At 59.5% G+C, this 15,472-nt stretch carries 14 protein-coding genes; 5 read left to right on the top strand and 9 right to left on the bottom strand.

What is annotated here, in order from left to right:
* Positions 1-64 precede the first annotated feature (64 nt).
* Positions 65-1,675, bottom strand: coding sequence for an ATP-binding protein (locus DYL59_RS25300; RefSeq protein ID WP_135291633.1), 1,611 nt, complete (start codon positions 1,673-1,675; stop codon positions 65-67).
* Complete coding sequence (locus tag DYL59_RS25295; protein WP_135291632.1) at positions 1,672-2,397, bottom strand: response regulator; 726 nt, start codon at positions 2,395-2,397, stop codon at positions 1,672-1,674. Before DYL59_RS25295 ends, DYL59_RS25300 begins: the two co-directional genes overlap by 4 nt.
* Before the next feature lie 682 nt (positions 2,398-3,079).
* On the opposite strand from DYL59_RS25295, the gene DYL59_RS25290 reads away from it, so the two are divergent.
* Positions 3,080-5,977 (top strand): ribonucleoside-diphosphate reductase subunit alpha, encoded by a 2,898-nt coding sequence (locus DYL59_RS25290; RefSeq protein ID WP_135291631.1) that lies wholly within the window; start codon positions 3,080-3,082, stop codon positions 5,975-5,977.
* 286 nt (positions 5,978-6,263) lie between these two features.
* Here DYL59_RS25290 and flgE read toward each other — a convergent pair whose 3' ends face one another.
* The 6 genes from flgE to DYL59_RS25260 all read right to left on the bottom strand — a co-directional run bounded on the left by flgE (position 6,264) and on the right by DYL59_RS25260 (position 11,293).
* Complete coding sequence (gene flgE, locus DYL59_RS25285) at positions 6,264-7,556, bottom strand: flagellar hook protein FlgE (protein WP_135291630.1); 1,293 nt, start codon at positions 7,554-7,556, stop codon at positions 6,264-6,266.
* Between the two features lie 31 nt (positions 7,557-7,587).
* Positions 7,588-8,310, bottom strand: a complete 723-nt coding sequence (gene flgD / locus DYL59_RS25280) for a flagellar hook assembly protein FlgD (protein ID WP_135291629.1) — start codon at positions 8,308-8,310, stop codon at positions 7,588-7,590.
* A 16-nt stretch (positions 8,311-8,326) separates the two neighbouring features.
* Positions 8,327-8,770, bottom strand: coding sequence for a flagellar basal body rod protein FlgC (flgC, locus tag DYL59_RS25275; RefSeq protein WP_135291628.1), 444 nt, complete (start codon positions 8,768-8,770; stop codon positions 8,327-8,329).
* Between the two features lie 3 nt (positions 8,771-8,773).
* Entirely contained in the window at positions 8,774-9,181 is a 408-nt protein-coding gene (flgB, locus tag DYL59_RS25270) for a flagellar basal body rod protein FlgB (RefSeq protein WP_010208346.1), read from the bottom strand.
* A 308-nt stretch (positions 9,182-9,489) separates the two neighbouring features.
* Positions 9,490-10,317, bottom strand: coding sequence for a protein-glutamate O-methyltransferase CheR (gene cheR / locus DYL59_RS25265; protein ID WP_016979774.1), 828 nt, complete (start codon positions 10,315-10,317; stop codon positions 9,490-9,492).
* Between the two features lie 43 nt (positions 10,318-10,360).
* Positions 10,361-11,293, bottom strand: coding sequence for a chemotaxis protein CheV (locus tag DYL59_RS25260; RefSeq protein ID WP_135291627.1), 933 nt, complete (start codon positions 11,291-11,293; stop codon positions 10,361-10,363).
* Between the two features lie 81 nt (positions 11,294-11,374).
* On the opposite strand from DYL59_RS25260, the gene flgA reads away from it, so the two are divergent.
* The 4 genes from flgA to DYL59_RS25240 all read left to right on the top strand — a co-directional run bounded on the left by flgA (position 11,375) and on the right by DYL59_RS25240 (position 13,961).
* On the top strand, positions 11,375-12,139 hold the full coding sequence (gene flgA / locus DYL59_RS25255; RefSeq protein ID WP_135291626.1) for a flagellar basal body P-ring formation chaperone FlgA: 765 nt from the start codon (positions 11,375-11,377) through the stop codon (positions 12,137-12,139).
* Between the two features lie 142 nt (positions 12,140-12,281).
* Entirely contained in the window at positions 12,282-12,596 is a 315-nt protein-coding gene (flgM, locus tag DYL59_RS25250) for a flagellar biosynthesis anti-sigma factor FlgM (RefSeq protein ID WP_135291625.1), read from the top strand.
* 48 nt (positions 12,597-12,644) lie between these two features.
* A complete protein-coding gene (locus tag DYL59_RS25245; protein ID WP_135291624.1) occupies positions 12,645-13,115 on the top strand; it encodes a flagellar protein FlgN in 471 nt (156 codons plus the stop codon).
* Positions 13,116-13,211: 96 nt separating this feature from the next.
* Complete coding sequence (locus DYL59_RS25240) at positions 13,212-13,961, top strand: flagellar brake protein (RefSeq protein ID WP_135291623.1); 750 nt, start codon at positions 13,212-13,214, stop codon at positions 13,959-13,961.
* Between the two features lie 61 nt (positions 13,962-14,022).
* Here DYL59_RS25240 and DYL59_RS25235 read toward each other — a convergent pair whose 3' ends face one another.
* Positions 14,023-15,408, bottom strand: a complete 1,386-nt coding sequence (locus DYL59_RS25235; RefSeq protein WP_135291634.1) for an MFS transporter — start codon at positions 15,406-15,408, stop codon at positions 14,023-14,025.
* Between the last annotated feature and the right edge of the window lie 64 nt (positions 15,409-15,472).

The following is a 15,472-nucleotide window of genomic DNA, read 5'->3' as shown; positions in this document are numbered from 1 at the left end:
TTGACTGCATTCCAACGTTGGAACTCGGTCGAATGTGGGAGCGGGCTTGCTCGCGAAAGCGGTTTCAGGGTTTCTCTTGATCCCTGGGCCAACTCAAGCTGAAACATGCACCTCCAAGGTTGTTGCTCTTGCCGATCAGCGCCCGCCCACCATGCCAATGGATAATCCGCCGAACAATCGATAACCCCAGCCCATGCCCGCCCGAAGCACGGGTGCGGCTGTCGTCCAGGCGCAGGAACGGCGTGAAGATGCGCTCCCAGGCACTTTCCGGCACACCGGGCCCGTCATCCTCCACGTCGATGCGGCAGCGCACCTGGCCCACCTGGTAACTGATCAACACCTGCCCCTGCGCATGGCGCATGGCGTTGCCCACCAGGTTTTGCAGCGCGCGGTGCAGGTAGCGTGGTTCGGCGTCGACCCAGGCATCGTCCCAATGCGCCGACGACAGGCAAATACCTCGGGTGACCGTCACCTGCGGGCGCAGGGGCGATAACTCATCAATAACCTGATCAAGCAACGCACTGAGGTCGACCCGCTGGAAATTCAGCGCTGGCGCGCCTTGCTCAAGACGGGCGTAGGTGAGCATTTCATCCACCAGACCGTCCAGGTCCTGGATGTCGTTATCCATGCCTTCCATGTATTTGCGCCGAGCATCGGGAGTGGCCGCGTCGCCGATCATCTCCAGGCCAAAGCGCAAGCGCGCCACCGGGGTGCGCAGTTCATGGGATACCGCGCGCACCAGTTCACGCTGGATCGCCAGCAATTGCTGCAAGTGCTCGGCCATGCCGTTGAATGCTGCCGCCAGGCGCCCTACCGAGTCGGCGCCGCGGGCCGGCACGCGAACTTCCAGATTGCCCTTGGCAATACGCGTGGCGGCGGCTTCCAGGCCTTTGAGGCGGCGCTCAAGCTGGCGCACCAATAAATAGACGATCAGGCCGATCAGGGTCAGGCCGATCAAGGCGATCAGGATCAGCCATTGCGCCGGGTAGGGGTTCATTTGAAACAACGGGCCGATTTCCAGCACCCAGGGGGTGCCGACCATACCGGCAAACACGCGAATCGAGTCGCCGCCCTTGCCCAGGGCCATTACTGTGTCGCCCTCCGAGACGCGGCGCCGCTGGTCGTCGTCCATATCCGCCTGATCGAGGGCCATCAGGTGCATCTCAAAGCCAAAGCCCTTGGCTTCTTTTATGTCCGCCAACCGTTGTGGCTGCTCGGCTACCGGAAAACGCACCAATTCGTCGGCCAATAGGTAAATCGTCGCACGGGCCAGTTGTTCGCTGATTTGCTGCACTTCGCCGGTGAGCACCAGTTGTTCCTGGTCGCTGACCAAGCGCAGAACGCGCGCTGCATGGGGGCCGGTCTGCTCCACCAGCACCTGGCCGCGTTGCAGGCGGTTGCGCTGGCCCAGGTCCAACTGCGCATCGGTGAGGGTGCGCAGTTCCAGGGGGATGCCCAACAGGCGCTCCCATACGGCCAGGGCGCGTTGACGCTCAATGGGGCTCATGGGCTTCAGGTTGTCGCCCATCAGGGCAAAGGTGCCGTGGGCCAGGCGCTCGCGGTATTGGCCGCTGCGCACCTCGTTGAGCAGATGCAAGGCGAGCACGCCGAGCAGGGCTACCAGGATCAGCGCCGCGCACATGCCGCCATAGATACGCAGGAAGATCGAGTTCACAGCGGTAGGTCGACACAGGCTTCAGGCACGAACAGGTAGCCTTTGCTGCGGATGGTCTTGATCAGGCGTGGGTGGATCGGATCGTCGCCTATCTTGGGGCGAATGCGCGAGATGCGCACATCAATGGAGCGGTCCTGGCCGTCATAGCCAATACCCCGAAGGGCGATGAAGATTTCTTCGCGGGACAGGATGCGCCCCGCGTTGGCCACCAGCAGCCACAACAGGTCGAATTCGGCGCTGGTCAACTCGATTCCGCCTTCGTGCAACCAGGCTTCGCGCAGGGCGTTGTCCACCACCAGGGGGCCGAATTGCAGGCGGCGCAGGTTTTCCACTGCGACAGGTTCAGTGGGTTCGCTGCGCCGCAGCAGCGCCTGGATACGCGCCAGCAACAAGCGCGGGCGTACGGGCTTGCACACGTAGTCGTCGGCACCCATGTCCAGGCCGAGCACTTGGTCCATGTCGTCGGTTCGGGCAGTGAGCATCAGGATCACCCCGTCGTAGCGCTCGCGTACCTTGCGGCAGATGCTCAGGCCGTCTTCGCCAGGGAGCATCAGGTCGAGGATCACCAGGTCCGGTTGCTGCTCGATGATGCGCGCCGCGGCCTGGGCGCCGTCGCCTTCGATCGACACCCGCAGGCCGTTGCTCTCCAGATAGTCGCGGGTCAACTCAGCGAGTCGCTGGTCATCTTCGACAATCAATACCTGCCAGGCTTCTTGCTCCACGGGGGGGCCTCATTGTTATTAGAAGTTCTTCTTACCGATGGAGATCAACGGTGGGAGCGGGCTTGCTCGCGAAAGCGCAGTGTCAGTCACTGAATGTGTAGCTGATAGACCGCTTTCGCGAGCAAGCGCGCTCCCACAGTTTGATCTTCATCAGTCATCGCTTGTTTGTCATGTTTCAGGGGCATAACAAAAGCCGATTGTAGCCATGGGCCAGCCCTCTAGCACAAGCCAGGAAATCCATTCGGTGATCGCGTTTTTTTGTGATAGGGTTCGCGCCCTTCGAAAATGGGACGGCTGTTTTAAGGCTGAAACATCTAATGACAAACGGTGCAACGCAGCAGTAATGCGGCCTACACGCACATTCCACCTTTCATACACATTTTACCCACAGCGTTATCCACAGGTTACTGCGTTGCCAACCCCTACGAAACGCATTATCTTGTACCTCGGCCTCAGAGAAGACCCTATATGTGGGGTTTTTGACGAAATCGCCCAACCACACAAGTGGCTCGAAATTCAAGCGTTTTATTGCTAGCGCAGCATGGAACCAAGAGACTTTCAGTAGACCAAACCGCTCACGCGGATGGCAGCTGTTTCCCATCCCCGATATGGAAAACGGTACGGGTGTTGCAGGAAGAGCCTGGCACTCGCAATCAAATATAGAACGTGGAGACAACCCCCCATGCAAACCGACACAACTCGCGAGAACCCGCAGGGCTCCGTGCCGCAGGCCGCTGATTCGAACCTGGATCTGTCCGCCACCGCACCTGGCCAACTGCGCGTGATCAAGCGTAACGGCACTGTCGTTCCTTACACCGATGACAAAATCACCGTCGCTATCACCAAAGCGTTCCTTGCAGTTGAAGGCGGCACCGCTGCTGCCTCGTCGCGCATCCACGACACCGTTGCCCGCCTGACCGAACAAGTCACCGCGACCTTCAAGCGTCGCATGCCTTCGGGCGGCACCATCCACATCGAAGAAATCCAGGACCAGGTCGAACTGGCCCTGATGCGTGCCGGCGAGCAGAAAGTAGCCCGCGACTACGTGATCTACCGTGACGCCCGTTCCAAGGAACGCGCTGTACGCACCCCAGCCGAAGAAGCCGCGGTACAAGCTCACCCATCGATCCGCATCACCCTGGCCGACGGTAGCTTTGCACCGCTGGACCTGGGCCGCCTGAACACCATCGTGACCGAGGCCTGCGAAGGCCTGGAAGAAGTCGACGGTGACCTGATCCAGCGCGAAACCCTGAAGAACCTGTACGACGGCGTGGCCCTGACCGACGTCAATACCGCCCTGGTGATGACTGCCCGTACCCTGGTTGAACGTGAGCCGAACTACTCGTTCGTGACCGCGCGCCTGCTGATGGACACCCTGCGCGCCGAAGGCCTGGGCTTCCTGGGCGTGGCCGACAGCGCCACCCACCACGAGATGGCCGACCTGTACGCCAAGGCCCTGCCTGCCTACATCGCCAAGGGTATCGAATTCGAATTGCTCAACCCGGTCCTGGCCACCTTCGACCTGGAAAAACTCGGCAAGGCGATCAACCACGAGCGCGACCAGCAGTTCACCTACCTGGGCCTGCAAACCCTGTACGACCGCTACTTCATCCACAAGGACGGTATCCGCTTCGAACTGCCGCAAGTGTTCTTCATGCGCGTGGCCATGGGCCTGGCGATTGAAGAGAAGCACAAAGAAGATCGTGCGATCGAGTTCTACAACCTGTTGTCGTCTTTCGACTACATGTCGTCGACCCCGACCCTGTTCAACGCCGGTACCCTGCGTCCACAGCTGTCCAGCTGCTACCTGACCACCGTGCCGGATGACCTGTCGGGCATCTACCACGCGATCCACGACAACGCCATGCTGTCCAAATTCGCTGGCGGCCTGGGTAACGACTGGACGCCGGTACGTGCACTGGGTTCGTACATCAAGGGCACCAACGGCAAGTCCCAAGGCGTTGTACCGTTCCTGAAAGTGGTGAACGACACCGCCGTAGCCGTGAACCAGGGTGGCAAGCGCAAAGGCGCTGTGTGCGCCTACCTGGAAACCTGGCACATGGACATCGAAGAGTTCATCGAGCTGCGCAAGAACACCGGTGATGACCGTCGTCGTACCCACGACATGAACACTGCCAACTGGATCCCTGACCTGTTCATGAAGCGCGTCTTCGATGACGGCCAGTGGACCCTGTTCTCGCCGTCCGAAGTACCGGACCTGCACGACCTGACCGGCAAGGCCTTCGAAGAGCGCTACGAGTACTACGAAGCCCTGGCTCAGTACCCAGGCAAGATCAAGCTGTTCAAGACCATCCAGGCCAAAGACCTGTGGCGCAAAATGCTGTCCATGCTGTTTGAGACCGGCCACCCATGGCTGACCTTCAAAGACCCGTGCAACCTGCGCAGCCCGCAGCAGCACGTGGGCGTGGTCCACAGCTCGAACCTGTGCACCGAGATCACCTTGAACACCAACAAGGACGAGATCGCCGTTTGCAACCTGGGCTCGATCAACCTGCCGAACCACATCGTCAACGGCAAGCTGGACACCGCCAAGCTGGAACGCACCGTCAACACCGCCGTACGCATGCTCGATAACGTGATCGACATCAACTACTACTCGGTGCCACAGGCGCAGAACTCCAACTTCAAGCACCGTCCAGTCGGCCTGGGCATCATGGGCTTCCAGGACGCTTTGTACCTGCAGCACATTCCTTACGGTTCGGATGCTGCGGTCGAGTTCGCCGACAAGTCCATGGAAGCGGTCAGCTACTACGCGATCCAGGCTTCCTGCGACCTGGCCGACGAGCGCGGTGCCTACGAGACGTTCCAGGGTTCGCTGTGGTCCAAAGGCATCCTGCCGCTGGATTCGCAACAGATCCTGATCGAAGCCCGTGGCCAGAAGTACATCGACGTTGACCTGAACGAAACCCTGGACTGGGAGCCGGTACGTGCCCGTGTGCAGAAAGGTATTCGTAACTCCAACATCATGGCCATCGCACCGACCGCCACCATCGCCAACATCACTGGCGTATCGCAGTCGATCGAACCGACCTACCAGAACCTGTATGTGAAATCGAACCTGTCGGGCGAATTCACCGTGATCAACCCGTACCTGGTTCGCGACCTCAAGGCCCGCGGCCTGTGGGACTCGGTCATGATCAACGACCTGAAGTACTACGACGGTTCCGTGCAGCAGATCGAGCGCATCCCGCAAGAACTCAAAGAGCTCTACGCGACGGCCTTCGAAGTGGACACCAAGTGGATCGTTGACGCCGCCAGCCGTCGTCAGAAGTGGATCGACCAGGCCCAGTCCCTGAACCTGTACATCGCCGGCGCTTCGGGCAAGAAGCTGGACGTGACCTACCGCATGGCGTGGTACCGTGGCCTGAAAACCACTTACTACCTCCGTGCCCTGGCTGCGACCAGCACCGAGAAGTCGACCATCAACACCGGTAAGCTGAACGCTGTTTCCAGCGGCGGCAACCACGGTGATGACTCGGTACTCGCCGCTCCAGCCGGCCCGGCACCTGTGCCGAAAGCCTGCGCGATTGACGAGCCGGATTGCGAAGCTTGCCAATAAGCTGAGCCGGTAAGCGCCGAAAGGCGCTGACCTGAAACCCCCGCCAAGCCCACTGGGTTTGGCGGGGGTTTTCTTTTGCCCACTGATAAGTCCAATCAATGCTGCGCGCGTGCAGGCTTTTGTGGGAGCGGGCTTGCTCGCCAAAGCGGTCTGTCTGCTTGAAAATGCATTGGCTGAAACTGCGCCTTCGCGAGCAAGCCCACTCCCACATTTGCCCCCCATTGCCCTGAAGACCAGCCACAAAAAAGCCCCTCGTGTGAGGGGCTTCTTGTGGAGCGCTACCGCATCAGGTCATCTGGATGATGGTCTGCATGATGGTGCTCTGGGTGGAGATGGTCTTGGCGTTTGCCTGATAGTTGCTCTGGGCCTTGATCAGGTCCACCAGCTCGTTGGTCAGGTTGACGTTGGAGTTCTCCAGGGAGTTGGCCACGATCGAACCCAGGGTACCGGCTTGCGGGGTGTCATAACCCGGCTGGCCCGACGCGAACGTCTCTCTCCAAGTGGTACCGCCAGCAGGTTGCAGGCCCTGTTCGTTGTTGAAGCTGGCCAGGGAGATCTGGCCGATGGCCTTGCTCTGCTGGTTGCTGAACGTGGCGAACAGCACGCCGCTGCCGTCGATTTTCAGGCCGGTGATCTGGCCGGTGGCATAGCCATCGGTGACCGGCGGGTTGCGGTAGCTGGCGGAGTTGTACTGGGTGATGTTGCTCATGTTCACCGCAATGCTTTTGGAATCCGCGCCGTTGTCTGTCCACACGCCGTTAACCAGCGAACCGGGGTTCCAGTCAGCGATGGTCCAGGTGGTGTTGGAAACGGTGGCCGGCGGAACAGTGATCGTATCGAGCTTGCCTGCACCGTCAAACGACAGCAGCCGACCTTCAGGCGCCGTGGTGGTACCGTCGGGGTTGCGCCCGTCGATCAGGGTGTAGGCCATCCACTTGTTGGAGTCGGTCTTCACCATGTACTGCACCATCGGGTGCGCGTTGCCCTGGGAATCGTACAACGTGGTGCTGTATTGGGTCGTGAACGTGCTGGTGTCGGTCGGATCGAACGCCTTGACGGTCTGATCGATCGCCGGCTCCGAGGAGTTAAGGTTACTGGTGGAGTCCACTTTGCTGGACGCCTGCGGTGGCAGGTTCGCCAGGTTCAGTTGCAGGTCGGTCAGCGCGCCCTTGATGATCTTGCCATCGGCATCGGCAGCGTAGCCTTGCAGGCGCGAGGTGCCGGTATTGTTGGTGATGTAACCGTCCTTGTCGGCACGGAAGGCACCGCTGCGGGTGTACTCCAGCGAACCATCGCTGCCCTTCTGCACGAAGAAGCCACCACCCTGGATCGCCATGTCCAGGATGCCGCCGCTGCCGTTCACATCACCCTGGGTGAACTGCTGGGACACTGCCGCCAGGTTCACACCGTTGCCGATGCTGTTCTGGCCAGTACCCAGTTTGGACGCCGCGTAGATGTCGGCGAATTCCGCACGGGACGACTTGAAACCAGTAGTCGCGACGTTGGCGATGTTGTTGCCGGTCACGTCCAGTTGTTTGTTGGCCGCATAGAGGCCGCTAAGGCCGATGTTAAAAGACATGTTTCTCTCCCTCTGCCGTATTTAGCCGGCTCTATGTACCGATAGTCTGAATTTGCGACAGCTTGACGCTGCCCATGCCGCCCGCGAGGTTCAACACCATTTCGCCGCCGGTCTTGCTCAGGGTCACACTGGTGACCGTGGCTGGCAGCGACGTCACCAGGGCAACCGAATCGCCCGCGTCATTTTTGGTGGTGGCGGTGAAGGTGTAAGTACCAGCAGCGGCCACTTCACCTGCGTCGTTCTTGCCGTCCCAGATAAAGTCCGAAGAACCGGCGCTCTGGGCCCCCATGTCGATGGTGCGCACCACGTTGCCGTTCGCGTCGGTGATCTTCACCGAGACGTTACCGGTGGCAGCCGTTACGGCGACCGAACCGGTCATGCTCTTGCTGGTATCCACCAACGCCTTGTCGGTCTGGGTGATGATCGAACGCCCCACCAGCGACGACGCTTGCAACGCTTGCGACGAGCTGAAGTTGCTGGAGATCGCATTCACCGAGTCGTTCAGGGTGTTGATGCCTTCCAGGCTGCTGAACTGCGCCAACTGAGCCACGAACGCGCCGTTGTCTTGCGGTGACAGCGGGTTCTGGTTTTTCAGCTGGGTTACCAGCAGTTGCAGGAATGCGTCCTTGCCCAGGGACTGGTTACCCGTGGCAGCGGTGGCAGTGCTTGCAACGTTGTTCGTCGCCGTGGAGACCTTGGTGTTGAAAAGGTCCTGCACCGCAGTGTTGGTTGATGTGGTATCAACGATGGCCATTATTCGGTGCCCCTTATCACTGACCCAGGGTCAGGACCTTCTGCATCATGGTTTTGGCGGTGTTCATCATTTCCGCATTGGTCTGGAACGAGCGGCTGGCGGAAATCATGTCGGCCATTTCCTCGACCACGTTGACGTTGGGGTAGTAGACATAACCCTTTTCGTTCGCGGCGGGATGGTTGGGCTCGTAACGGGCTTCGAGGTTGCTTTGGTCTTCAACCACACCCAGCACCTGTACACCGGAACCTGCGGCGCCCTGCTCCTGGAACAGCGAATCGCTGCCGCCGTTCTGGCCGGCCTGGAACATGGTGGCGAACACGGGGTGACGGGCACGGTAGGTCTGGTCAATGCTCGAAGACACGGTCTCGGCGTTGGCGATGTTACTGGCGACGGTGTTCAAACGCGTGGTTTGAGCGCTCATGCCACTACCGGCAATACTGAAAACACTGGACAGGGACATGGCTTACTCTCCACGCAGGGCTGACATCAGCCCTTTGAATTTGCTGTTGAGCAGGGTGAAGCTGGCCTGGAAGTTCACCGAGTTCTCGGCATAGGCCGATTGCTCCAACTGGGCGTCGACGGTGTTCTGGTCAATCGACGGCTGCATCGGCGTGCGGTACAGCAACGATTCGTCACCATTGCTCAAACCCTGGGCTTCGATATGACGGCTGTTGGTCATGTTCAGCGCGAAGGTGCCGTTCTTGGTCTTGTCCTGCTGTGCGGCGAGCACGGCGGAGAAGTCCAGGTCCCGAGCCTTGTAGTTCGGGGTATCGGCGTTGGCAATGTTGTTGGCCAGGACTTCGGCACGCTGGGCGCGGAAGCCCAGGGCTTGTTCATGGATACCGAGCGCTTTATCGAAGCTGATGCTCATGGCGGAAACCTTTAGGCTGACCTGCTGTTCGTTAACAGGGTTATAGCAAGGTGTGTGCCAATCTACTGATAGCCCGTGTTTACAGGGCTTGGTGGACATTTGCCGGGCGGCAATGCCAGAAAAGCGGCAACGGGTTTCCGCGTGGTGCCAGTAAAGCGGCAATGGGCGTTGCCGCTATTGTCAGGATTACCGCATAACAAATGTGGGAGGGGGCTTGCCCCCGATGGCGGTGTGTCAGTGATAGATGCATCAACTGAACCACTGCTATCGGGGGCAAGCCCCCTCCCACATTTTTTACCCAGTGTTGCTTACTTGGCCTGGTAGATGATGCCCGGGCTGCACTGCACCATCTGGTAGTGATCCGGCAAACCGTTCAGTGCCTCGGAAGCACCGAGGAACAGATAGCCGCCACGCTTGAGGGTGCCGTGGATGCGCAACAGGATGTCCTTCTTTACTTCGGCCGAAAAGTAGATCAGTACGTTGCGGCAGAACACCATGTCGAACTTGCCCAGGCTGGCGTAGCTGTCCAGCAGGTTGAACGAGCGGAACTCTACCCGGCTCTTGATCGGCGCCTTGACCGCCCAACGCCCTGCCCCTTTCGGGTCGAAGTAACGCTGCAGGCGTTCCTGGGACAAACCACGGCCCAGTGCCAGGCTGTCGTACTCGCCGGTCTTGCAGTTGGTGAGCATGGTACCGGACAGGTCGGTGGCCACGATCTGCGCACCGGCCTTCAACTGGCCCATGTTGGTCCGCTCGAACTCATCGATGGACATCGAGATCGAATACGGTTCCTGCCCCGAGGAACACGCCGCCGACCAGATGCGCAAGCGCTGACCAGGGCTGGCCTTGATGGCCTCCGGCAGCACTTTGCTCTTGAGCACTTCAAAGGGGTAGGTGTCGCGAAACCACAAGGTTTCGTTGGTGGTCATGGCATCGACCACCATTTCCTTGAGACCGCTGCGCGGTTGGCCCTGGATACGCTGGACCAACTCGCCCAACGACTTGATGCCCTGCTGTTCCATCAGTTTGTTGAGACGGCTGGATACCAGGTACTGCTTGTTTTCACCGAGCAATATGCCACAGGCTTTTTCCAGGAAGACCCGGAACTGTTCAAAATCCAAATTACCCGTAGACACTGATACCGCCTCTAAAATCGTATGACCGCCAGGGACAGAAACCCTAGCCGTGATCTGCTGCCTTGATCCGGTCGACTACCCGGGCTGCCAGGTCGTCAGGACGGAATTTGGCCAAGAAGTCATCGGCACCGACCTTCTTGACCATCGCCTGGTTGAATACACCCGACAACGAAGTATGCAGGATGATATGCAGTTTTTGCATGCGTGGATCGTTGCGTATCTCAGCGGTGAGGGTGTAGCCGTCCATTTCCGGCATTTCAATGTCGGAAATCATCATCAGGAATTCATCTTCCGGTTTCTTGCCTTCGTCCACCAGCTTGCGCAGGTAATCCAAGGCTTGGCGACCATCATTAAGGGCCACCACTTCCACGCCGACGGTTTGCAGGCAACGGGTTACCTGCTTGCGCGCCACCGAAGAGTCGTCCACCGTCAGTACCCGCAGGGAGATGGCTTTGTGCGCCGTCTCTGCATCCACCACACCCACGGAAATCGATTCCGAGGTCGGCGCCACTTCGGCGAGGATCTTCTCCACGTCGATGATTTCCACCAACTGGTTGTCCACCCGCGTCACCGCCGTGAGGTAGTGGTCGCGGCCGGTGCCCTTGGGTGGCGGATGGATCTCTTCCCAGTTCATGTTGACGATACGTTCCACCGAGCGCACCAGGAAACCCTGGGTCTTGGTGTTGTACTCGGTGATGATCACGAACGGGTTTTCACGGTCCTGCAAACCTGCAGAACCGGTGGCCAATGCCAAATCAAGAATCGGGATGGTCGCGCCACGGATGTTGGCCACGCCACACACCACCGGGCTGGACTTGGGCATGATCGTCAGCTTGGGACACTGCAGCACTTCCCGCACCTTGAACACGTTGATGCCATATAACTGTTTGCCGTCCAGGCGGAAAAGCAACAACTCCAGGCGATTCTGCCCTACCAGCTGTGTGCGCTGGTTTACTGAATCCATTACACCTGCCATGCCCAGACTCCTACGCTAAAACCTTCAGGGATGCGACGCGCACCCAACACTAAACGGCACGAGCTTTGCTATTTATTGGCCATGGACATTAAAACGACAGTTTCCCGACGCCTTCAATTCCCCCTCTATCGCAGAGTGCTCTGCGCCTGGGTGGCGTTGCTCGCTTTCAGCCTGGGCACCACGGCCCGTGCAGACAACGTCACCCTGCCTGATCTACTTATCGGCGTCACCCAAGGGTTTCTTGAGTTCACTGTAGAAGATTATCTGGCGACCACGCAGACACCGGGGCGTTATGAAATCCAGGTCAACCCTCTGGACCCCCGGCTGCGCATGCCTATGTGCGACAAGGAATTGACAGCCACCCTTGAAAGCCCCGCCCAGCCCATCGGCCGCGTGACGGTGAAGGTGCGTTGTGAAGGCGCGTCGCCCTGGACGGTGTTCGTGCCGGCACAGGTCAAGCTGTTCCGCGATGTGGTCGTGGTGGCACGCCCGCTCAAGCGCCTGGGCATCATCGGGTTCGAGGACGTTGTACTGCGCGAACGGGACATCAGCCTGATCAACCAGGGCTACCTGACCTCCCTTGACCAAGCCGTCGGACAAAAGCTGACCCGACCGGTGGTCACTGACCAGGTGATCACACTGGTTCAACTGGAACAGGCCGAAGTCATTCGCAAGGGCGATCAAGTAGTGATTTCCGCCAGCAGTGGCGCCTTGAACGTAAAAATGCCGGGGGAGGCCTTGTCCAACGGCGGCATGAGCGAACAGATCAGGGTGAAGAACCTCAATTCCAATCGTGTGATCAAGGCGCGGGTGACAGCACCCGGCCAAGTCGAGGTGGCCTTATAGACTACTGGTATCGGACGCCAGCTTTTCCTACACTGTCGACGGTGATGTCGGCCAGTGTGTTTTATTGTCAATCGAGCCTAAAGTTTGTCCGGGTATGGCCGAAAACATGGCAAGCGTCCAAATACCCAGAGGTTTTTTTATTATGGTCATCGATTTCAGTCGTTTAAATAACACCCAGGCTTTGCCCGGCAGTACGCGCACCACCGGTGCCAAGGACAGCGTAGAAGCCCAGTCGCCCGCCAAGGCGGAACAGGCCAGCGCCAGCCAGAGCGGGGAATCCGTACACCTGAGCAATGAGGCTCAACAGTTGCAGAAGGTCACTGACTCGCTGCGCGATCAACCGGTTGTCAATAAAGCCCGCGTGGCCGAATTGAAACAGGCAATCGCCGATGGCAGCTATAAAGTCGACAGCAACCGTGTAGCCAGCAAGCTGCTTAATTTCGAAGCCGAGCGCTAGGCAAAGGCCTGCGCCGGGCTTTTGGACGCTTAAACCCCAAGGCCAGCCATGCATCACGACGAAAATCTGCTTCAACTGATCATTGATGATCTAGCGCCGACGCAGCACCTGCTGGAGCTGCTCAAGGAAGAATCCCTGGCCCTCTACGGCCGGGATATGCGGTTGCTGGAAGACATCCTGGCGCGCAAGCAGTCGCTGATTGTCCTGCTGGAACAGCACGGCAAGAAACGCAGCCAGATCCTCACCAGCCTGGGTCTCCCCGCAGATCATGACGGACTGGCGCAGCTGGCCAGCCACTCCTCGGTCGGCGATCAATTGCTGGCCCAGAGCAAAGCCCTCAATCATTTGCTCGCCCAGTGCCAGGAAGCCAACCTGCTCAACGGTCAGTCGATCCAGCTTCAGCAAACCACGACCGCCAACCAGTTGCGTATACTTCACGGCGGAGAGCCACCGGCGCTGTACAACGCCCAGGGCTCCACCTCACGCCTGGTCAAGCCAAGCACCCGCAGCCAAGCCTGATGCCGGTTTACAGTGCGGCCTATCCAAGGCGCGCCACATACTGGCAAAATGCCTTTTCTTGCGTGTAGTCGTATTTTGTCTGGAGATGGAAGAACCGTGTTCAACGCCCTTAATGCGGAAGATGCACCGCAGCCACCCAAGGTCCTCACCACGCCTCTGGAAATCGCCAGCACCCTGCGGATGCTGCAAGACAGCCACGACCCGCTGATCATCACCTTTCACGAACGCAGCCAGCGCTTCCAGAGCTACCTGGTGGATGTCGATCGTGACAGCGGCACCGTGGCCTTGGACGAAATGATCCCCCGCGACGGCGAACGCCACCTCGAAAACGGCGAGCCCTTCCGCATCGAAGGCTTCCACGAAGGCGTGCGTGTTGCCTGGGAAAGCAGTGGCAGCATGGCAATCAGCGAAAAAGACGGCCACCGCATCTACACCGGCAGCATGCCTGACGAGGTGGTTTACCATCAGCGTCGCAATGCTTTCCGTGCGGCGCTGAAACTGGCCCAACTGGTCAATATCGAGATGGGCGGCGAGAAGCTCAAGGCTCCCATCGGCGGCAAGCTGCTGGATATTTCCGCCACCGGCTGCAAATTGCGCTTCGAAGGCGACATCTCCGAACGCCTGCAACTGGGCCAGGTCTACGACCGCTTTATCGCCGCCCTGCCCTTTGGCAGCATGACCACCTCCGTCGAGCTGCGTTACCTGCACTTCGAAGAGAAGATCAACACCACCTTTGCCGGTGTGCGCTTCCACAACATGAGTGGGCTGGTGCAGCGTCAGGTCGAGCGTTTCGTGTACCAACTGCAACGCGAAGCGCGGCGCTTCGATAAAGACGACGACTTTTAAAGCTTAAAGATCGCGGCAAAAAAAACGGGCAGATCCTGATGGGGTCTGCCCGTTTTTGCTTTCAGGGGCGCGCCCTGCTCAGGTCATGGGGATGCTCGTCCGGCCCCGGCGGCTCGGGAGGACCGACAAAGGGTAGCTCCTCCACCGCAGGGGTCGGCTCCGTTTCCGGTTCAGGGTCTGGGACAGCAGTTTGCATCTGCTCCTGCACCACCTGCTCATCCACCCGAGGGTCCAACGCGGCCACCAAGGGTGAGCTGGACATGCTGTCAGGCATCGCCACATGCTGCAGAGGCGCGTCATCCACTTGGTGCAGGTTGGTCACCGCCTTCGGCCGGATGCGCCACACCAGGATCAACGCACACAGGCTGAAAAATGCGTACAGCATATGGCTGCCAAACATCTTCATCACTACGCCCGCCAGCAACGGCCCGACACTGGCACCAACGCCGTAGGTCACCAGCAGCATGGCTGTGAGCGATACCCGACGATCACCTTCCACATGGTCGTTGGAGAATGCCACGGCCAGCGGGTACAGGCAGAATTGCACCAGGGAGCACACAAAGCCGGCCACAAACAACACTTCCAACGGCACCTGAGTCAGTACTGCCAACGGCAATGCCGCCACCGCCAGGCACAGGGCAAAGCAGCGAATCAGCAGGGCACGGTCATAGCGGTCCGACAACCACCCCAGGGGCCACTGCACCAACAACCCGGCGAAAATGCAGCTACCCATGAACAGACCCACCTGCTCGGTGGTCAACCCTTGCTGCGATGCATAGAGCGGCGCCAAACCGTAGAACGAACCCACGATCAACCCTGCGCCCAGCACCGTACTCAACGACTGCGGCACCCGCTTGATGAAAAAACGCGGCTCCATTGGCGCAGGGTGCAGGGGCGCCGGGTGAATTCGCCGGGTCATGGCCACCGGCACCAGGCACAGGGCGAAGCACAGCGCCACGAGCATCAGCAGTTCCAGGCCAAGTTCGGGGTGCATTACCAGGATCAACTGACCCAGCACCAACCCCAGGTAGGACGCGATCATATAGCCACTGAACACCACGCCACGCTGCTTGGCGTCGGCCTGCTCGTTCAGCCAACTCTCGATGACCATGTACTGGCACATCATCCCCAGGCCCACGATCATCCGCAGCACGATCCAGGCCGGTAACCAGTTGACCAGGCCATGGCCCAACACCGCCGCACCGACAATACCGGCGCAGGTGGCATAAGCCCGGATATGCCCGACCCGGGCAATCAGGCGATGCCCGATCTTGCCGCCCAGCACCAGGCCAAAGTAGTTGGCCGCCATCAGTGCACCGACCCACAGGCTGTCCACATGGTCGGCCGCCAGGCGCAAGGCCAGGTAAGTACTGAGCAGGCCGGAGCCGATCAGCATCATCAAGGAGGCGAAATAAAGGGCTCGAAAAGATTTCCAGATCTGGCGCATCGGCGTTCCGAGCGGCTCCTTGCAGTAGGGGGACAGGGCTATCGGCATGATAGTCCGGGGCGAG

This window comes from Pseudomonas kairouanensis (genome assembly GCF_004682055.1).
Classification (GTDB): domain Bacteria; phylum Pseudomonadota; class Gammaproteobacteria; order Pseudomonadales; family Pseudomonadaceae; genus Aquipseudomonas; species Aquipseudomonas kairouanensis.
Note: the sequence above shows the minus strand (reverse complement) of the source record. Positions and strands in the feature narration are given on the sequence as shown.